We start from the raw sequence: 19,433 nt of genomic DNA on the forward strand, positions 1-19,433 counted from the left end.
AAGAGGTGAATGTAATGAGCCACAGAGCAAATCGTGTTGGGGAACAAATGAAAAAAGAACTTAGTGAGATTATCGGCAGGAAAATCAAAGATCCTCGGATCGGATTTGTGACCGTCACTGATGTTCAAGTAACAGGTGATCTTCAACAAGCCAAAGTATTTATATCCGTTTTAGGTGATGACGAACAAAAGGAGAATACATTAAAAGGCCTGGCAAAAGCGAAGGGATTTATCCGGACCGAAATTGGCCACCGTATCCGCCTACGTAAAACACCTGAAATTATTTTTGAGTGGGATGAATCAATCGATTATGGAAATCGAATTGAAACCCTTCTTCACCAATTGCATACGGATGATGATAAACCGTTTGAAAAGCATGAGGAAAAATAGTGGATAGACATCATGTCTATCCCTTTTTTAATTTTGGGCTGTGTTAAAGGAACTTAGTGATTTTATAACAATGTTGATTGGAGAGGAAGGCGCTCGACTCCTGCGGGAGTACGGGGCAGGGGAGACCCCGCAGGCGCTTTAGCGCCGAGGAGGCTCCCCGGCACGCCCGCGGGTTTGCTGAGCGCCTGCAGCGGAAATCAACATTTTAGTTTAACACAGCCTAATTTTTATAAGAAAGGTGTAATTAAATGGAAGGTATTTTACCATTATTTAAGCCGGCAGGATTAACTTCACATGATTGTGTCTTTAGACTTCGGAAAATTTTAAAAACCAAAAAGGTAGGTCATACAGGCACATTAGACCCTGATGTTACCGGCGTCCTACCAATCTGTATTGGTAAAGCCACAAAGGTAGCAGAATACATAACAGATGCAGGCAAAGCCTACTTGGGAGAAGTCACCATTGGGTACTCAACGACCACAGAGGATGCATCTGGTGAGGTTGTCGAAAGAAAAAAGGTTGATCGGGTCATTACAAGAGAAGAAATAATGAAGGTACTGCAATCATTGACAGGAGAAGTTGAACAAACCCCGCCAATGTTCTCAGCCGTTAAGGTGGGAGGTGTCCGTCTCTACGAGTATGCCCGTAAAGGAATCGAAGTAGAACGCCCGACAAGGGTCGTAACGATATATTCTATTGAACTTCTCGATGATCGAGAACATTTTGAAGGAGAGACCATTACATTTCGCTTTCAGGTTCGCTGCAGTAAAGGGACCTATATTCGGACTCTGGCAGTAATGATAGGAGAAAGACTGGGTTTTCCGGCCCATATGTCGTATTTACAAAGAATCCAATCCGCAAGCTTTACATTAGAGGATTGTTTAACCTTTGAAGACATAGAAGCACATATGGATAATGGGACGATTTCAGAGGTATTAAAACCGCTTGAAATGGCACTTTCTCATTTGCCGAAATTACGTATTAATGATAAAGTAGCAGAGAAAGTGAAAAATGGTGCCCTTTTACAAACACCAGATCATTTACAAACAATTAACGGACCAATTATTGCTGAAACGGATGATGGAACGGCTCTGGCTATTTATGCTAAACACCCAAATAAGCCGGACCTCCTAAAACCCGTTAAAGTATTGCGTAATGAAATAGAATAAAAAGGTACGGAATAGAAAAGGTGAGTTTCCTTGGAAGTAATACGGCTTAGTTACCCAATTAATTTATCAAATATCGAGTTACCTCCATTAGCCATGGCTTTGGGGTATTTTGATGGTGTCCACCGCGGGCACCAGCAGGTTATTCTAAAGGCCAAGGCTAAAGCAGAAGAAAACAATTTATCCAGTGCGGTCATGACTTTTGATCCTCATCCATCTGTAGTGTTAGGCAAAAACACACAGCATGATCAATATATCACCCCATTAGTGGAAAAGGTAAAAATCATCCAAGAATTGGGGATTGATTATTTATTTATTATTGAGTTTACGCCTGAATTTGCAAATCTCTTGCCACAGGAATTTATTGATCAATTTGTAATTGGTTTAAATGTACAGCATGTAGTTGCCGGATTTGATTTTACCTATGGACGGATGGGAAAAGGGAATATGGAAACACTGCCGTTTCATTCCCGAGATCAATTTACTTATACCGTTGTTCCTAAATTTATGGAAGGGGATGAAAAGGTAAGTTCCACAAGAATACGCTACTTATTGAAGGAAGGGAAGACAAGTGAGCTTCCACTTCTACTTGGTCGATTCTACACAACAACTGGTATCGTTGTCCATGGAGATAAACGTGGAAGAACGATCGGCTTTCCAACAGCCAATGTGGAACTTTACCAGGAATATATCACCCCGCCAACCGGTGTTTATGCTGTTCGATTAATGCTTGAACAAAACTGGTATAATGGTGTTTGTAATGTTGGCTATAAACCTACATTTAATAAGGAATCACTCCAGATATCAATCGAAGTTCATTTATTTGAGTTTAATCAAGATATTTACGGCAAAGAGGTCATCATTGAATGGCATCAATATCTCCGAAAAGAGCAAAAATTTGCCGGGATTGAACAATTAGTTGCTCAAATCGAAAAAGATAAACAAAATTCGCTTCTCTATTTTGAGAAAAATCGACAATCATATTAACCTCGGGTGCAAGAATTGAGGATTTCTTACAATATCATTTGGTTTTAGCTTGCATTTTGACGGAAAACCATGTATTCTTAAATACGTATTAAAAGAACCTTTACTTGGCAAGTCGAGTCTCCGACGCTTGCTCGGTACCAGGGGATATGAAAATTTTAGGAGGTGAACCGGATGGCAATCACTCAAGAACGTAAAAACGAACTTATCAATGAGTACAAAACTCATGAAAGCGACACTGGATCTGCTGAAGTTCAAATCGCTGTCCTTACAGAATCAATCAATAATTTGAACGAGCACTTACGTACACACAAGAAAGATCACCACTCACGTCGCGGTCTTTTGAAAATGGTAGGTAAACGTCGTAATCTTTTAACTTTCTTACGTAATAAAGATGTTCAACGTTACCGTGTGTTAATTAATAAGCTTGGTCTACGTCGTTAGTCACAGAAGCGGGATTTTTCCCGCTTTTTTGTTAGCAAAAAAACATTTTTTTTATACATAATTTTAAGTCTAGGCTTTTCTGTGCATACTATTAATAATTTGGTTTAAACAATAAGCTTTATAGGCTTTTTTTATATGAGTGAGAATTAGTTGGTGATTAACCGAGAGGGCTTTCTTTCGTATCATCCTTCTAAGGATTTAGTTAGAGAGGGGTAATAATATGGAACAAACAAAACATGAATATTCTATGGATTGGGCCGGCCGGAAATTAACGGTTGAGATTGGCCAATTAGCGAAACAAGCGAACGGTGCAGTTTTAGTACGTTATGGAGATACAGCTGTTTTAAGTACGGCAACTGCATCAAAAGAACCAAAGAACCTCGACTTTTTTCCATTAACAGTTAACTATGAAGAGCGTTTATATGCAGTTGGTAAAATCCCTGGCGGCTTTATTAAACGGGAAGGACGCCCAAGTGAAAAAGCAATCTTGGCGAGCCGATTGATTGACCGTCCGATTCGTCCGTTATTTGCAGATGGTTTCCGAAATGATGTACAAGTTATTAGCATTGTTATGAGTGTGGACCAAGACTGTTCAACTGAAATGGCAGCCATGTTCGGATCATCCTTAGCATTAAGTACTTCAGATATTCCTTTTGAAGGACCTATTGCGGGTGTAGTTGTTGGTCGTGTCAATAATGAATTTGTGATTAATCCAAATGTGGAACAGGCGGAAAAAAGTGATATAAACTTAACGGTTGCAGGAACAAAAGATGCCATTAACATGGTAGAAGCAGGTGCTTTAGAAGTTCCTGAAGAAACCATGCTTGAAGCCATCATGTTTGGTCATGAAGAAATTAAACGTTTAATTGAATTCCAAGAGAAAATTGTCGCTGAAATCGGTAAAGAAAAAAGGGAAATTACTTTGTATGAAATTGATAAAGAACTCGAAGCTGAGGTAAGAGGTCTTTGTGAAACGGATATGGTAAAGGCTATTCAAGTACAAGAAAAGCATGCCCGTGAAGATGCGATTAAAGAAGTAAAAAACCGAGTAATCACGAAATACGAAGAACAAGAAGCTACAGAAGATGATATGAAGCAAATTAAGCAAATTTTAGATAAAATTGTAAAAGGTGAGGTACGCCGCTTAATTACGGTTGAAAAGGTTCGTCCAGATGGCCGTAAGATTGATGAAATCCGCCCATTGTCATCACAAGTAGGTATCTTACCTCGTACCCATGGTTCAGGCTTATTTACTCGCGGACAGACACAGGCATTAAGTATTTGTACACTTGGGGCAATGGGTGATGTCCAAATCCTTGATGGTTTAGGAATTGAAGAAGAAAAACGCTTTATGCACCATTATAACTTTCCTTCCTTTAGTGTAGGGGAAACAGGTCCAATTCGTGGTCCAGGTCGTCGTGAAATTGGACATGGTGCACTTGGAGAACGTGCCCTAGAACCAGTTATTCCATCTGAAAAAGATTTCCCGTATACAATTCGCCTTGTTTCCGAAGTACTTGAATCCAATGGTTCCACATCCCAAGCTAGTATTTGTGGAAGTACATTAGCGATGATGGATGCAGGTGTTCCAATTAAGGCCCCTGTTGCGGGTATTGCGATGGGACTTGTTAAATCAGGTGAGCATTATACGGTTTTATCTGATATTCAAGGTATGGAAGATCACCTTGGCGACATGGATTTTAAAGTTGCCGGAACAGCTAAAGGGGTAACAGCTCTTCAAATGGATATTAAGATTGAAGGTCTTTCCCGTGAGATTTTAGAGGAAGCCCTGCAGCAAGCGAAAGTGGGAAGAATGCATATTTTAGATTCCATGCTTGCCACGATTAAAGAACCTAGAACAGAGCTTTCTCAATTTGCACCAAAAATCTTAACGATGACCATTAATCCGGACAAAATTCGTGATGTTATTGGACCTAGTGGTAAACAAATCAATAAGATTATTGAAGAAACTGGTGTTAAGATTGATATCGAGCAGGATGGTACGGTCTTTATTGCCTCAACTAATCAAGAAATGAACCAAAGGGCGAAGAAAATCATTGAAGATATCGTTCGTGAAGTTCAAGTAGGCGAACTGTACCTTGGTAAGGTCAAGCGGATTGAAAAGTTTGGCGCCTTTGTTGAAATCTTTGCTGGTAAAGACGGACTTGTCCATATTTCCGAACTTGCTGAAGAACGAGTAGGGAAAGTGGAAGATGTTGTTAAAATTGGCGATGAACTTTTAGTAAAGGTAACAGAAATTGATAAGCAAGGCCGTGTGAACCTTTCACGTAAAGCAGTTCTAAAAGAACAGCGCGAAAAGGCAGAACAAAACCAATAATTTTTAAGTAGGAAAGTCAGGGAAAAACCTGGCTTTTTCTTTTGCCGTTTTCGATGTTCTACCTTGTCCCTATTAGTCATAATCTGTATGGAAGGGGGAATGGTAGATGAAGAAGGTCAGTGTGTTTATCGTCATTTGTTTGGCTGCTTGGTTTTCCGTCAACAATCCTTTTGTTGAAAAATATATAGCTTCATTAACAGAATCCGTACTTCCCGTTACAAAGCAAACGGATCCTCTATATCAACAAATCATCAAAAGTGCACATACATATGAAGTCCCGCCTTCTGATGCCAAGATTGATTCTGTTTGGAAGGCTATTCCTGGATATAATGGAATTAAAGTGGATATAGCTGCATCTTATAAAAAAATGAAGATAAAAGGCGAATTTGATGAGAAGAAGCTTGTGTTTGTCCAAACAAAGCCAAAGGTCCATCTAAAAAATTTGCAACCTACAGCTATTTATAAAGGTCATCCAGATAAACCAATGGTCTCCTTCATTATTAATGTAGCTTGGGGAAATGAATATTTATCCGATATGCTTGCGACATTAAAAAAGCATAATGTGTCAGTTACCTTTTTTCTTGAGGGAAATTGGACGAAAAATAACCCAGAACTTGCTAAGATGATTGTAAGTGCTGGTCATGAGGTTGGAAATCATTCCTATTCCCATCCAGATATGAGCAAAATAACCGCCGATAAGGCAAGAGAACAAATGATTAAAACGAATGAAATTATTGAAGCGGCTACTGGTGAAAAATGTGTCTGGTTTGCACCCCCTAGCGGAAGTTATCGGGATGAGACGGTTAAAATAGCGAATGAATTAGGCATGAAAACTGTCATGTGGACAGTCGACACGGTTGACTGGAGAAAGCCGTCTCCTGACGTTCTAATTAATCGTGTAATGTCGAAGATAGGCAATGGCTCAATGGTTCTAATGCATCCAACAGAATCGACTGCAAAATCTTTAGATCGGCTCATAACGTTAATTGAAAAAAAGAATTTACAGATAGGTACGGTTAGTGAATTAATGGATGAGGAAAGAATAATAAAATAATAAAATAATAAAGGGAAACAATTCTAGAAATTGGAGAAAATACTTTTAAATAAGTATAATAAATAATTGGAGTAGTAGCGTTAAAAGTTAGTCCTTTTAATAAACATGGAGAGAACAGCTTTAGAAACTTAAAGGAAAATATCTATGGGCTAGGGGGCAGCTGCCTGTAAGTAAGTCCGATTAGTTAGAGCAGTGTGGAGAAGGGTTCACCCACTGTTAGGAGTTCGCTGTATAGACAGGAGGAAATCGATGATTAATAAGTACACTTGCCAAAACGGAGTAAGAATTGTTCTAGAAAATATCCCTACCGTCCGATCGGTTGCTATAGGTGTATGGATTGGAACAGGTTCTAGAAATGAGGATCCTGCTACAAATGGAATTTCCCATTTCCTTGAGCATATGTTTTTTAAAGGGACCACAACAAGAACAGCAAAGGAAATTGCTGAATCCTTTGATAGTATCGGCGGCCAGGTTAATGCCTTTACCTCAAAGGAATATACATGCTACTATGCAAAAGTACTTGATACACATTCTAAGTTTGCTCTAGATGTGTTAGCTGACATGTTCTTTAACTCCACATTTGTCGAAGAGGAGTTGAACAAGGAAAGAAATGTTGTTTTGGAAGAAATCAAAATGTATGAGGATACACCTGATGATATTGTTCATGATTTATTAAGCAGAGCTGTATATGAAGATCATCCACTTGGATATCCGATTTTAGGAACGGAGGAGACCTTAAATACATTTACAGGTGATTCCTTAAAGGAATATATTCAGCAAAGATATACTCCTGAAAATGTAGTAATATCCATTGCTGGAAATGTATCCGAAAACTTTATTCAAGAAGTTGAAAATTATTTTGGTTCTTACCAAGGTGATACGAAAGAAGTTCCTGAAAATATTCCTAATTTCCATGTAAATAAAATTTCCAGAAAGAAAGACACAGAGCAAGCCCACCTATGTATCGGATTTGAAGGTTTGAAGGTGGGACATGAGGATGTTTATAGTTTAATAACTCTGAATAATATATTGGGCGGCAGTATGAGCTCCCGGCTATTCCAAGATGTCCGTGAGCAAAGAGGCCTGGCCTATTCGGTCTTCTCCTATCATTCTGCTTACTTAGATAGTGGAATTTTGACTGTTTATGGAGGAACCGGAGCTAAACAGCTAGACCTTTTATTCGAAACGATTCAAGAGACCCTGGATAAGTTAAAGCAAAATGGGATTACTGAAAAGGAACTAACCAATAGTAAGGAACAACTTAAGGGCAGTTTAATGTTGAGCTTGGAGAGTACAAATAGCCGCATGAGCCGTAATGGAAAAAACGAACTCCTTCTAAAACGCCATCGCTCTCTAGATGAAATTATCGAGCAGATTGATGCTGTTACTAAAAAGAGCGTGGATGACATGGCAAGATCGCTATTTACTGACAAATACTCTGTAACTTTAATAAGCCCGAGTGGTGAATTCCCAAATAAAATATCATAATCAAAGGAGGTATTCCATTAATTGGATACCTCTTCTGTATTTTCTGAACGAAATTAAGTGCCGTTATGGCGCTTTATTTTATGATTCTAAAATTTGTCCACTCTCTATAAACTAATAAAAAAGGTTTCAGAGGGGGTAGGAAGTAATGAGGTTAAGTGAATTAAGCGGGAAGGAAATTGTGGATGTGAAAAAGGCAGAACGTCTTGGTGTTTTTGGACAAACGGATTTAGAAATTAATGAACATACAGGACAAATTCAGGCTCTTCTTATTCCTTCACTTAAATGGTTTGGTTTTCGAAAACAAGGAGAGGAAATTCGGGTGCCATGGCAACATATACGGAAAATAGGATCTGATATGATTATTATTGATATACCAAATGACTAGAGACTAAAGTGTACGCCCAAGCAAAATTACATTTGCTTGGGCTTTTTTAATTTCCTCTACTGGAAAACTCACCGAATGAAGTAATCTTACATAAGATGTTGAAGTGATAACAGAAAAGGAATTCCTCGTTGGATTTATAAAAAAAAGAAGGTGAGAGTTTTCATGCTGACAGGGATGCAGATAGCCGTAATTGGCGGTGATGCCAGACAGCTGGAAATCATCCGTAGGTTAACCGAATTAGATGCGAGATTATCGCTTATTGGCTTTGAACAGCTTGATCATGCCTTCACTGGTGCGGTCAAGGAAAAGCTCGAAGAAGTTGATTTTTCAAATATGGATGCCCTAATTTTACCTGTGCCGGGAACCAATTTAGAAGGTCAGGTAGAAACCATCTTTTCAAATGAAAAGGTTATTTTAACGAGTGACATCTTAGCCAAAACTCCTGAACATTGCTCTATTTATTCGGGAATTAGTAACTCTTATTTAAATGGCATAACCCAAGAAGCAAAGCGAGACCTTATTCAATTGTTTGAAAGGGACGATGTTGCTATTTATAATTCGATCCCAACCGTTGAAGGAACTATTATGATGGCCATTCAACATACGGACTTTACCATACATGGTTCAGATGTAACAGTCTTAGGGCTCGGAAGAGTTGGGATGAGTGTAGCGAGAACTTTTGCTGCACTAGGTGCAAAGGTAAAGGTTGGAGCAAGAAAAAGTGAACATCTGGCACGGATTACAGAAATGGGCTTAACACCCTTTCATTTAAGTGATTTGGTAAATGAAGTAAAAGATACTGATATCTTAATTAATACAGCACCACATCTAATTGTTACGGCAATGGTTATTTCTAAATTGCCTGCCCATTCCCTCATTATTGACTTGGCTTCTAAGCCGGGCGGTACTGATTTCAGATATGCCGAAAAAAGGGGAATCAAAGCTCTGCTAGCCCCTGGATTACCAGGGATTGTTGCTCCAAAAACAGCAGGGCAAATTTTAGCAAATGTTCTAGCCCAACTGCTTCAGGATGATTTAAGAGAGCGAAAGGGGAAAGAAAAATGAGTTTAAAGGGTAAAAGAATTGGCTTTGGTCTTACGGGTTCACATTGTACGTATGATGCCGTATTTCCCGAGATAGAAAAATTAGTTCAAGCTGGTGCAGAAGTAATGCCAGTTGTGACTTTTACCGTTAAAAATACTGATACCCGTTTTGGCAAGGGAGAAGATTGGATCCAGAGAATTGAAGACTTAACTGGAAATAAGGTAATTGATACGATTGTAAAAGCCGAGCCATTAGGTCCTAAGATTCCATTAGATTGCATGGTTATTGCTCCATTAACCGGGGTTTCCATGAGCAAATTTGCCAATGCTATGAATGACAGCCCTGTATTAATGGCGGCAAAAGCGACGCTAAGAAATTTAAAACCGGTTGTACTTGGTATCTCTACCAATGATGCTCTAGGTTTAAACGGAGTGAATCTAATGAGACTAATGGCAACAAAGAATATTTACTTTATTCCATATGGTCAAGATGATCCTGTCAAAAAACCTAATTCTATGGTTGCCAGAATGACTCTGCTTTCAGAAACTGTAGAAGCAGCCCTGGAAGGTAGACAAATTCAACCAGTATTAGTGGAGAGATATAAAGATTCCGACTAAATTTCCCCACTTTCGGCAAAAAGGGTTATTTCTGAATAAGAATATGTTAAAATAAATTAATCTTTCATCAGAGGGGTCAACCCTCTCTGATGTAATAATTAGAAATAACCACTATTGTATTGTAGGATTGAAAGGGGAACTAGAAAAATGAGTCAGCAAAAAGGTTTTCACGTTGCGGTTGTTGGAGCAACAGGAGCAGTAGGACAACAAATGATCCAAACATTAGTGAAAGAAAACTTTCCAATTAGTAAGCTTACCCTATTATCCTCCGCTCGTTCGGCTGGTAAAGTTGTAGAGGTAAATGGACAAGAAATAACTATTCAAGAAGCAAAGCCTGAAAGCTTTGAAGGAGTTCAAATAGCTTTATTTAGTGCTGGAGGAAATGTTTCCAAGGAGCTTGCTCCAGAGGCTGTTAAACGTGGTGCCATCGTCGTGGACAACACTAGTGCATTTAGAATGGATGCGGATAAACCATTAGTAGTACCGGAAGTAAACGAAGCCGATTTGCATCAGCATAACGGTATCATTGCCAATCCAAACTGCTCTACAATCCAAATGGTTGTGGCTCTAGAGCCTATTCGTCAACAGTTTGGTTTGAAAAAAATCATTGTGTCTACGTATCAAGCAGTTTCTGGTGCCGGCGCTTCAGCAGTGGAAGAATTAATGCAACAAACAAAATCTATTATTGCTGGAGAAACCGTTGAGCCTAAAATTTTACCAGTAAGTTCTGACAAAAATCATTATCAAATTGCATTTAACGCGATTCCGCAAATTGATAAGTTTCAAGATAACGGCTATACATTTGAAGAAATGAAAATGATAAATGAAACAAAGAAAATCATGCATTTACCTGAACTACAAGTTTCAGCAACTTGTGTAAGACTTCCGGTTGCTGTCGGACATTCAGAATCTGTTTATTTTGAAGTGGAAAAAGAAGGCGTTAGCGCACAAGAAATTAAGGCATTATTAAAAGATGCACCAGGTGTTATCTTACAAGATGATCCAGAAAATCAAGTATATCCAATGCCAGCAAATTGTGTAGGCAAGAATGATGTTTTTGTTGGTCGCATTAGAAAAGACATTGATGAGGACCGCGGCTTCCATATGTGGGTTGTTTCAGATAACTTACTTAAAGGAGCTGCTTGGAATTCTGTTCAAATAGCAGAAAGGTTAGTAGAATTAGGTCTTGTTAAATAAAGCTACATGATAAAGGCAGGGTTTGGTGTTACATGAAAATTATTGTGCAGAAATTTGGCGGAACATCTGTTAAGGATGAAGAGAGCAGAAAGCATGCTCAAGGCCATATTGAAAAAGCATTAAGTGAAGGGTATAAGGTTGTTGTGGTGGTTTCTGCAATGGGAAGAAAAGGAGATCCCTATGCAACCGATACACTATTATCATTAATTGGCGGCAACCTAAGCAAAATCTCAAAACGGGAACATGATCTTCTTTTATCTTGTGGAGAGGTTATTTCAAGCATTATCTTTACTAATATGTTATTGGAGAGCGGAATCAATGCCACGGCTTTAACAGGCGCACAAGCAGGATTCCGTACCAATAATGATCATACAAATGCAAAGATTATGGAAATGAAATGTGATAGACTCCTAAGAGAATTAGAAACGAATGATGTCGTTGTTGTAGCTGGATTTCAAGGAGCTGCAAAAAATGGAGATGTTACCACGATTGGTCGCGGTGGAAGTGACACCTCGGCTGCAGCATTAGGAGCTGCCTTGAATGCTGAATGGATCGACATTTTTACAGACGTTGAGGGCATTATGACAGCCGATCCGCGTATTGCTGAAAATGCCCGTCCGCTTTCTGTTGTGACCTATACTGAGGTATGTAACCTAGCCTATCAGGGAGCTAAGGTTATTCATCCAAGAGCGGTGGAGATTGCAATGCAGGCAAAAGTACCGATTCGGATTCGGTCCACCTATTCGGATTCTTTAGGAACTTTAGTTACCTCCATCAGTAAAGAAAATCGTGGCAGTGATATAAAAGAACGAACTGTAACAGGGATAGCACATGTTTCAAATGTTACACAACTAAAGGTCTATGCTAAAAAGGATCAATATAATCTACAGGCCGAAGTCTTTAAAGCCATGGCGAACGAAAAAATAAGTGTAGATTTTATCAATATTTCTCCTAACGGTGTGGTTTATACGGTAACAGATGAAATGACCGATCGGGCAATTCAAGTTTTAAAAGAATTAGGTCATGAACCGGTTGTGGAGCGCCATTGTGCAAAGGTTTCAGTGGTTGGCGCGGGGATCGCAGGAGTACCAGGGGTAACTTTTAAAATCGTAACTGCCCTATCAAATCACGGAATTCGTATTTTACAATCTGCAGACAGCCATACAACTATTTGGGTACTGGTAAAACAAGATGACTTAGTTAAATCCGTTAATTCCTTGCATGATGCCTTTCAATTAGAGGAAGAAACAGTTGACTATAATCTCTAAGCTTAGAAAAGAAATAAGTTTTTAAATGGAATGATGCGATACATCGGATTCAATCTGATGTATTGAAAGGAGTACTAAAATGGTTCATTTTGGGCGAGTGTCAACAGCAATGGTAACGCCTTTTGATAAAAATGGGCATATTGACTTTGGTAAAACCACTCAATTAGTTAATTATTTAATTGATAATGGCACGGATTCCCTTGTGATTGCAGGTACGACAGGAGAATCCCCAACCCTTTCCAAAGAAGAAAAGCTGGCTCTATTTGATCATGTTGTAAAAGTTGTAAAAAAACGAATTCCAGTCATCGCTGGTACGGGAAGTAATAATACGTATGCCTCAATTGAATTAACTAAAAGGGCAGAGTCGCTTGGTGTCGATGCAATTATGGCGGTTGGACCTTATTATAATAAGCCAAACCAAGAGGGTTTGTATCAACACTTTAAAGCTATTGCCGAAGCTACCGCACTTCCGTTAATGGTTTATAATATTCCGGGAAGATCTTCGGTCAATATTCAGCCAGAGACAATCATCCGATTGTCTGAAATTCCAAACATTGTCGCTGTAAAGGAAGCTAGCGGTGATCTAAGTGCAATGGCCCGGATTATTTCCAATACACCTGAGGACTTTGTCCTCTATAGTGGGGACGACAGTTTAACAATTCCGGTATTATCCATTGGCGGTGCCGGTGTTATTTCGGTGGCATCCCATGTGATTGGTAACCAAATTCAGGAAATGGTTAAAGCATTTATTGATGGTGAAAATGCAAAGGCTGCAAAATTACATCAACATTTGCTTCCGCTTATGCAAGGACTTTTTGCTGCCCCTAGTCCTGGACCTGTAAAAACGGCATTACAAATCAATGGGTTGGATGTGGGATCGGTAAGGCTGCCACTTGTTGGGTTAACACAACAAGAACGTACGACCCTCACAGCTTTACTTAATAGTATATAAGGAACCAAAAAGGAACCAATCGAACGTTTTAGTTCGGTTGGTCTTTTTTTAACGGATAAGAAAGTATAAATTTTAACTTCGAGAATTGTCCCGCTCAAGCGCCTAGCCCCTCGAGGTCACAAGCCAATCCGTCCAAAAGGTTAAAAGGCTACCTTTCAGCCGGCTTGTCTTGTGCTTGGCGGGGCTGACCAAGGCGCTTGCACTTTTCTTATTGCCTTGTTGCCTTAAAAAAATGATTATGGTTGTAAAGGTTTTCTTCCATCAAGTATAATAAACATAACTGATCTTGGGTCGGCGATAGAAAAGTGAAATTCATACATATGGGCTTCTTCACTTCTCTACTATTTATTGTCAGCATAGGAGGAAACGGAAATTGGTAAAGAAAAAGAATACATCCATTAAGGTGGTTGCACTTGGTGGTATTGGAGAAATCGGAAAAAACATGTATCTTGTTGAGGTGGATAGTGACATCTATATTATTGATTCCGGCTTAATGTTCCCCGAGGAAGAAATGCTTGGTATCGATATGGTTATTCCTGATTTAACTTATGTAAGGGACAATAAGGAACGGGTTAAAGCTATTTTTTTAACACATGGTCACGAAGATCATATAGGAGCTCTTTCTTATGTCTTAAAGCATGTGGATGTTCCTGTTTACGGGACCAAACTTACCCTAGCACTAGCTAACGCTAAGCTTAAGGAGCAAGAATTTTACGGTGCCACTCATTTTATTGAAGTTGATTCGGACACGATGGTGGAATTAGACACGGTACAGGCTAGCTTTTTTAGAACTAATCATAGTATTCCTGATTCGGTTGGAGTGTGTATTCATACATCTGAAGGAATTATTGTTTATACGGGTGACTTTAAGTTTGATCAAGGCGCGACAAAGCTTTATAAACCTGAAGTAGGCAAAATGGCTGCCATTGGCGAACAAGGCGTATTGTGCTTATTATCTGATAGTACGGAAGCTGAAATTCCTGGGTACTCAACATCAGAGACAATTGTTGAACGTGAAATGTCCAATGCCTTTTATAATGCTCCAGGTCGAATTATTGCAGCCTGTTTTGCATCTGATATTAATCGAATTCAGCATATCTTTAATGCTGCTAAAGAGAATGCTCGAAAAGTCGCGGTTGTTGGAAAGAGTCTTGAGCGAATCTATCATATCGCACTCGATTTAGGTTATTTAGAAGTAGATGAAGATTTAATCATTCCTGTTAATGAAATTAAAAACTATCAGGATCGAGAAATAGTCGTATTAATGACAGGTATCCAAGGCGAACCAATTGAAGCATTACAGAAGATGGCTAAGCAGTCACATAAGCTTTTAAATATTCAAAAGGGCGATACGGTTTTAATTGCCGCTTCCCCTCTTAGAGGCAGTGAAGTATTTTTATTTAAAACCATTGATATGTTGTTTAGGGCCGGTGCAAATGTTATCTCGGGAAAACGAACCCTTCATGTATCAAGTCATGGTAGCCAAGAAGAATTGAAATTTATGATTAATTTGATGAAACCTAAATTTTTCATTCCAGTTCACGGTGAATTTAGAAGCTTGAAGGCCCATCGCAAAGTGGCTTTAGAATGTGGGCTTTTGGACGAGCAAATTGTCATACCTGACCGTGGTGATGTGGTTGAATGGAAAGATGGCAGTATTGGGATTACCGGAAAAGTCCCATCTGGTAATGTTTTAATTGATGGAATTGGTGTGGGTGATGTAGGTAATATTGTATTACGTGATCGTAAACTCTTATCTCAAGATGGCATTCTAATTGTCGTGGTCACCTTGACCAAACAGGAAAAGCAAATTGCAGCAGGACCCGAAATTATTTCTAGGGGCTTTGTCTATGTTCGTGAATCAGAAAAATTAATGGATGATTCTACAAAATTAGTGCGTGACATTGTTGAAAGGAATACAGCTAAAAGTAACTTTGAATGGTCAAGCTTAAAACAAGAAATAAGAGATGAATTAAATCGATTCTTATACGAAAAAACAAAAAGAAGACCGATGATATTACCGATTATTATGGAAGTGTAATAAGAAAAGCGCAAGGCGCTTAGACTTCGGCGACAAGCACAAGTAAGTCGAGCCGGCCAAAAGGTTGTTTTTTAACCTTTTGGCCGGATTGATCTAAATGTGGAGGCGACTGTTTTGGGACGGAGGCATAAGACGCACCATGTAAGAAGGCGTTTTTTGCCTTCTTCAGGGGGTGGCTTATGCCTTGAGTCCCAAGGAGCCGCAACTGGATAAGCTTGTGACCTCGAGCCGATGGCGCCTGGAGCTGGACATTTCTCGAAGTTGAAATTCATACTTGCTAATTCTATTAAGTAAGGCACTGGCTAAAAACCAGTGCCTTTTTATATTAAGAGCATGAAATTGTTTCTCGAGTAAATACTAATTCATATCATGCTTGAAGGGAGTAGCAGAATGACTAACGATTACCAGAATAATGATGCCGATAAACAACAAGGGCAAGAGCCTCAAAAAGAAGAAAAGGCTTCTCCACTAATCGAAAAAATTCAACAGCTGGGTCAAACCAATGTTCCTCAGCTTTCAGCCGATTCTAGTATTCACTGCTTAACCATAATTGGCCAAATTGAAGGACATATGGCATTGCCACCTCAAAATAAAACAACTAAGTATGAACACTTACTTCCACAGTTGGTGGCAATTGAACAAAACCCAAAAATCGAAGGAGTCCTGATTATTCTAAATACAGTTGGCGGAGATGTAGAAGCCGGGTTGGCAATATCTGAAATGATCGCCTCTTTATCTAAACCAACAGTTTCGATTGTTTTAGGTGGAGGACATTCAATCGGGGTTCCGATTGCTGTTTCCTGTGATTATTCTTATATTGCTGAAACGGCGACAATGACCATCCATCCCATCCGCTTAACCGGCTTAGTCATTGGTGTTCCTGCAACATTTGAATATTTGGATAAAATGCAGGAACGGGTTGTAAACTTCGTGACGAAGCATTCGAAGATTACAGAAGAAACATTTAAAGACTTAATGTTTGCTAAAGGCAATTTAACCAGGGACATTGGCACAAATGTGATTGGCGTCGATGCGGTTAAATGTGGATTAATTGATGAAGTTGGCGGGCTTGGACCTGCTATGAAGAAATTAAATGATATGATTGAGATGCAAAAGGGGAAAAATGAGGGGCTGATCCAATGATTCTTTATACCATGATGCCCCATGAACTTATCTTTCCCGCCGAAGCGGCAGAAGAGAGCAAACAAAGGATGATTAGCTATCAGGGAGTCTCGCTGCTAGTAGAACAAATAGACACGGATCATGTACAAGTCGTTCGGGTATTAAGCAGTGACCCCCAGCATTATTTAAATGAACAGCTATGCCCAGGAGCAAAAATTTCTTATGCAAACCTTGGAGGATTATCGGCATTGTACTAGTAGAATATGGTATAATAATTTTTGAAGGAAAAAGCAGCCCAAAATTAGGCTGCTTTCTTTATACATATTTATCTTTCACCCCTAGGACATAGGAATAAATTGGAAAATCATAACATATAACAGGTGATTAAATGGCCAAAAAAAAGAGAAGACAACCTAAAAAGAGAGACAATCATTTAAAACGGACCGTTCAATATGAACTATCCGCGCTAGCCATATTAGCCTTAGCGATTATTGCGATGGCTAAGCTAGGGGCTGTCGGTAAAGCAACCGTTCTTTTCTTCCGTTTCTGGATGGGCGAATGGTATATGCTGGGGCTCTTAGGATTAGTTATCTTAAGTATCTATTTAATGTGGAAACGCAGTATGCCATTTTTATTTCATACTAAGTTAGTTGGCAGCTATTTTATTATTTCAGCTATCCTACTTTTAAGTCATATGACCCTTTTTCATTTGCTGACAAATGATGGCAAATTTAAAGACCCAAGTGTGATTAATAATACTTGGGAGTTATTTATGATGGAACTTAAAGGGGAGACAAGTACCACTGATCTTGGAGGAGGAATCTTAGGGGCTATTTTATTTGCCTTATTCCATTATCTCTTTGCGGAGACCGGAACAAAGATCATTGCATTCATTCTTATTATTATTGGTATTATCTTGTTAACAGGTAAATCTTTTGGTGATTTTATTGGGAAAATAATCTTAACCATTTCTGATTTTATCAAAGGTCAATGGGATGCCTTTAAATTAGATATGACAGAATGGAAACAGAAACAAACAGAACGTCGTAATGAGCGGCAGGCAGAGAAACAAAAGGAAAAAGAAAATCGACGAAGAGAACCTGTACCAGTTATCAATAATCAGGTTCGGGACCAGGAAGAAACCATTATTCCTGAGCCGATTATCTCTAGTTTTGCAGACCGAGCCTATCTTGACGAGGCACCAGTGGAGCAACCTGAAGCAGTGCAAGCAAAGGGGAAACAACAAAAGAGTAAAACAGAAGAGCAAGACGATGACAATAACCCTCCAATCTCATTTACTGGAGCTGAAGTGGAAAATGTGTCTTATGAGTTACCACCACTCCGATTATTAAAAGCACCAAAGAAAACAGACCAAAGTGGTGAATATGAGTTAATTCATGCTAATGCAGCCAAACTTGAAAGGACCTTCCTATCATTTGGAGTTAAAGCTCGGGTTACCCAAGTGCATTTAGGACCAGCTGTTACAAAATATGAGGTACATCCCGACGTCGGGGTGAAGGTTAGCAAAATTGTAAGCTTAAGTGATGATATTGCTCTTGCACTTGCAGCGAAAGGGATCCGAATTGAGGCTCCGATTCCCGGGAAATCTGCGATTGGGATTGAAGTCCCTAATTCTGAGGTCGCGATGGTTTCTTTACGGGAAGTACTAGAAGCGACCCAAAATGATAAGCCAGATGCGAAACTACTAATTGGTCTGGGCAGAGATATAACTGGCGAAGCGGTACTTGCGGAATTAAATAAAATGCCACACTTACTTGTTGCCGGCGCAACTGGAAGTGGTAAGAGTGTGTGTATTAATGGCATCATAACAAGTCTCTTAATGAGAGCAAAACCACATGAAGTGAAATTAATGATGATTGACCCTAAAATGGTCGAATTGAATGTTTATAATGGGATTCCTCATTTACTAGCACCAGTCGTAACAGATGCCAAAAAAGCTTCTCAGGCATTAAAGAAAGTCGTAAGCGAAATGGAAAGGCGTTATGAACTGTTTTCCCATACAGGTACACGTAATATTGAAGGATACAATGACCATGTAAGAAAACACAATCTTGAGGAAAATGATAAGCAGCCATTGTTACCATATATAGTCGTAATTGTTGATGAATTAGCAGATTTAATGATGGTTGCCTCATCAGATGTTGAAGATTCAATCACTCGATTAGCACAAATGGCACGTGCGGCAGGAATTCATTTAATTATTGCCACGCAGCGCCCATCGGTTGATGTAATTACCGGAGTTATAAAAGCCAATATTCCATCACGTATTGCGTTTGCTGTTTCCAGTGCGACTGATTCAAGGACCATCCTAGATATGGGTGGTGCGGAAAAGCTTCTAGGACGAGGTGACATGTTATTCCTTCCAGTCGGTTCCTCGAAACCAGTTCGCGTACAAGGTGCATTCCTTTCAGACCAAGAGGTAGAAGAGACAGTGGAATTTGTTATTTCACAGCAAAAGGCTCAATACCAAGAAGAAATGATTCCGGACGATATTCCAGAGGTTACAGGTGCTGTCGATGACGATTTATATGAAGAGGCAGTAGATTTAATTATTGATATGCAAACAGCATCTGTGTCGATGCTCCAACGTCGATTCCGAATCGGTTATACAAGAGCAGCACGTTTGATTGATGAAATGGAGGCCCGCGGCATTGTGGGTCCCTATGAAGGAAGTAAACCACGTGCTGTCTTGCAGGCAAAACCAAAAGAAGAACAGAGTTCATAATCTTATTTATATAAACGTAAAAAAGGGCCGTTTGGCTCTTTTTTGTTAGACTAATATTTCAAAAAATCGATACTATAGTACTAAGAGGGTGATTGGTCATATTCGATTAAACTCGACATTTTTCGACGAAAATCATGATATTTTTCAAAAAAATGTAAGCGATATTTCTAATATTAGATTATTTACCCCTTTTTTCGA

At 39.3% G+C, this 19,433-nt stretch carries 17 protein-coding genes; all 17 read left to right on the top strand.

Translation table 11 applies throughout. The features are described 5' to 3' along the window. Positions 1 to 14 precede the first annotated feature (14 nt). The 17 genes from rbfA to JOC76_RS22365 all read left to right on the top strand — a co-directional run bounded on the left by rbfA (position 15) and on the right by JOC76_RS22365 (position 19,235). Positions 15 to 389, top strand: a complete 375-nt coding sequence (gene rbfA, locus JOC76_RS22285) for a 30S ribosome-binding factor RbfA (RefSeq protein ID WP_205180977.1) — start codon at positions 15 to 17, stop codon at positions 387 to 389. A gap of 248 nt (positions 390 to 637) precedes the next feature. Next, entirely contained in the window at positions 638 to 1,558 is a 921-nt protein-coding gene (truB, locus tag JOC76_RS22290; protein ID WP_205180978.1) for a tRNA pseudouridine(55) synthase TruB, read from the top strand. A gap of 30 nt (positions 1,559 to 1,588) precedes the next feature. Beyond that, on the top strand, positions 1,589 to 2,542 hold the full coding sequence (gene ribF / locus JOC76_RS22295; protein ID WP_205180979.1) for a bifunctional riboflavin kinase/FAD synthetase: 954 nt from the start codon (positions 1,589 to 1,591) through the stop codon (positions 2,540 to 2,542). Between the two features lie 171 nt (positions 2,543 to 2,713). Further along, the gene (rpsO, locus tag JOC76_RS22300; RefSeq protein ID WP_024026799.1) at positions 2,714 to 2,983 is read left to right on the top strand and encodes a 30S ribosomal protein S15; all 270 of its coding nucleotides are present in this window, start codon (positions 2,714 to 2,716) and stop codon (positions 2,981 to 2,983) included. A 220-nt stretch (positions 2,984 to 3,203) separates the two neighbouring features. Further along, on the top strand, positions 3,204 to 5,321 hold the full coding sequence (gene pnp, locus JOC76_RS22305) for a polyribonucleotide nucleotidyltransferase (protein WP_205180980.1): 2,118 nt from the start codon (positions 3,204 to 3,206) through the stop codon (positions 5,319 to 5,321). 106 nt (positions 5,322 to 5,427) lie between these two features. Continuing rightward, complete coding sequence (locus tag JOC76_RS22310; RefSeq protein WP_205180981.1) at positions 5,428 to 6,375, top strand: polysaccharide deacetylase family protein; 948 nt, start codon at positions 5,428 to 5,430, stop codon at positions 6,373 to 6,375. 249 nt (positions 6,376 to 6,624) lie between these two features. Beyond that, positions 6,625 to 7,863, top strand: a complete 1,239-nt coding sequence (locus JOC76_RS22315) for a M16 family metallopeptidase (protein ID WP_205180982.1) — start codon at positions 6,625 to 6,627, stop codon at positions 7,861 to 7,863. 145 nt (positions 7,864 to 8,008) lie between these two features. After that, on the top strand, positions 8,009 to 8,248 hold the full coding sequence (locus JOC76_RS22320; protein WP_205180983.1) for a YlmC/YmxH family sporulation protein: 240 nt from the start codon (positions 8,009 to 8,011) through the stop codon (positions 8,246 to 8,248). A gap of 162 nt (positions 8,249 to 8,410) precedes the next feature. Beyond that, entirely contained in the window at positions 8,411 to 9,313 is a 903-nt protein-coding gene (dpaA, locus tag JOC76_RS22325; protein WP_205180984.1) for a dipicolinic acid synthetase subunit A, read from the top strand. Then, entirely contained in the window at positions 9,310 to 9,909 is a 600-nt protein-coding gene (dpaB, locus tag JOC76_RS22330; RefSeq protein WP_205180985.1) for a dipicolinate synthase subunit B, read from the top strand. The genes dpaA and dpaB overlap by 4 nt, the downstream gene beginning before the upstream one ends. 147 nt (positions 9,910 to 10,056) lie before the next feature. Continuing rightward, complete coding sequence (gene asd / locus JOC76_RS22335; RefSeq protein ID WP_205180986.1) at positions 10,057 to 11,106, top strand: aspartate-semialdehyde dehydrogenase; 1,050 nt, start codon at positions 10,057 to 10,059, stop codon at positions 11,104 to 11,106. 32 nt (positions 11,107 to 11,138) lie between these two features. Beyond that, positions 11,139 to 12,374, top strand: a complete 1,236-nt coding sequence (dapG, locus tag JOC76_RS22340; protein ID WP_205180987.1) for an aspartate kinase — start codon at positions 11,139 to 11,141, stop codon at positions 12,372 to 12,374. Between the two features lie 79 nt (positions 12,375 to 12,453). Beyond that, positions 12,454 to 13,326, top strand: a complete 873-nt coding sequence (gene dapA, locus JOC76_RS22345; RefSeq protein ID WP_205180988.1) for a 4-hydroxy-tetrahydrodipicolinate synthase — start codon at positions 12,454 to 12,456, stop codon at positions 13,324 to 13,326. A 373-nt stretch (positions 13,327 to 13,699) separates the two neighbouring features. Further along, positions 13,700 to 15,367 (top strand): ribonuclease J, encoded by a 1,668-nt coding sequence (locus tag JOC76_RS22350; protein ID WP_205180989.1) that lies wholly within the window; start codon positions 13,700 to 13,702, stop codon positions 15,365 to 15,367. Between the two features lie 390 nt (positions 15,368 to 15,757). After that, the gene (locus tag JOC76_RS22355) at positions 15,758 to 16,510 is read left to right on the top strand and encodes a ClpP family protease (RefSeq protein ID WP_205180990.1); all 753 of its coding nucleotides are present in this window, start codon (positions 15,758 to 15,760) and stop codon (positions 16,508 to 16,510) included. Further along, positions 16,507 to 16,746: a YlzJ-like family protein gene (locus JOC76_RS22360; protein ID WP_205180991.1), complete on the top strand. Its 240-nt coding sequence runs from the start codon at positions 16,507 to 16,509 to the stop codon at positions 16,744 to 16,746. The genes JOC76_RS22355 and JOC76_RS22360 overlap by 4 nt, the downstream gene beginning before the upstream one ends. A 131-nt stretch (positions 16,747 to 16,877) precedes the next feature. After that, complete coding sequence (locus tag JOC76_RS22365; RefSeq protein ID WP_205180992.1) at positions 16,878 to 19,235, top strand: DNA translocase FtsK; 2,358 nt, start codon at positions 16,878 to 16,880, stop codon at positions 19,233 to 19,235. The last annotated feature ends 198 nt before the right edge of the window (positions 19,236 to 19,433 follow it).

Source organism: Neobacillus cucumis, from assembly GCF_016908975.1.
GTDB classification, from domain to species: Bacteria; Bacillota; Bacilli; order Bacillales; family Cytobacillaceae; genus Neobacillus; species Neobacillus cucumis.

Bases quoted from the DNA above. Each gene is read 5' to 3' on its own strand.
- rbfA (WP_205180977.1), top strand. From the start codon at position 15: ATGAGCCACAGAGCAAATCGTGTTGGGGAACAAATGAAAAAAGAACTT.
- truB (WP_205180978.1), top strand. From the start codon at position 638: ATGGAAGGTATTTTACCATTATTTAAGCCGGCAGGATTAACTTCACAT.
- rpsO (WP_024026799.1), top strand. From the start codon at position 2,714: ATGGCAATCACTCAAGAACGTAAAAACGAACTTATCAATGAGTACAAA.
- pnp (WP_205180980.1), top strand. From the start codon at position 3,204: ATGGAACAAACAAAACATGAATATTCTATGGATTGGGCCGGCCGGAAA.
- JOC76_RS22310 (WP_205180981.1), top strand. From the start codon at position 5,428: ATGAAGAAGGTCAGTGTGTTTATCGTCATTTGTTTGGCTGCTTGGTTT.
- JOC76_RS22315 (WP_205180982.1), top strand. From the start codon at position 6,625: ATGATTAATAAGTACACTTGCCAAAACGGAGTAAGAATTGTTCTAGAA.
- JOC76_RS22320 (WP_205180983.1), top strand. From the start codon at position 8,009: ATGAGGTTAAGTGAATTAAGCGGGAAGGAAATTGTGGATGTGAAAAAG.
- dpaA (WP_205180984.1), top strand. From the start codon at position 8,411: ATGCTGACAGGGATGCAGATAGCCGTAATTGGCGGTGATGCCAGACAG.
- dpaB (WP_205180985.1), top strand. From the start codon at position 9,310: ATGAGTTTAAAGGGTAAAAGAATTGGCTTTGGTCTTACGGGTTCACAT.
- asd (WP_205180986.1), top strand. From the start codon at position 10,057: ATGAGTCAGCAAAAAGGTTTTCACGTTGCGGTTGTTGGAGCAACAGGA.
- dapG (WP_205180987.1), top strand. From the start codon at position 11,139: ATGAAAATTATTGTGCAGAAATTTGGCGGAACATCTGTTAAGGATGAA.
- dapA (WP_205180988.1), top strand. From the start codon at position 12,454: ATGGTTCATTTTGGGCGAGTGTCAACAGCAATGGTAACGCCTTTTGAT.
- JOC76_RS22355 (WP_205180990.1), top strand. From the start codon at position 15,758: ATGACTAACGATTACCAGAATAATGATGCCGATAAACAACAAGGGCAA.
- JOC76_RS22360 (WP_205180991.1), top strand. From the start codon at position 16,507: ATGATTCTTTATACCATGATGCCCCATGAACTTATCTTTCCCGCCGAA.
- JOC76_RS22365 (WP_205180992.1), top strand. From the start codon at position 16,878: ATGGCCAAAAAAAAGAGAAGACAACCTAAAAAGAGAGACAATCATTTA.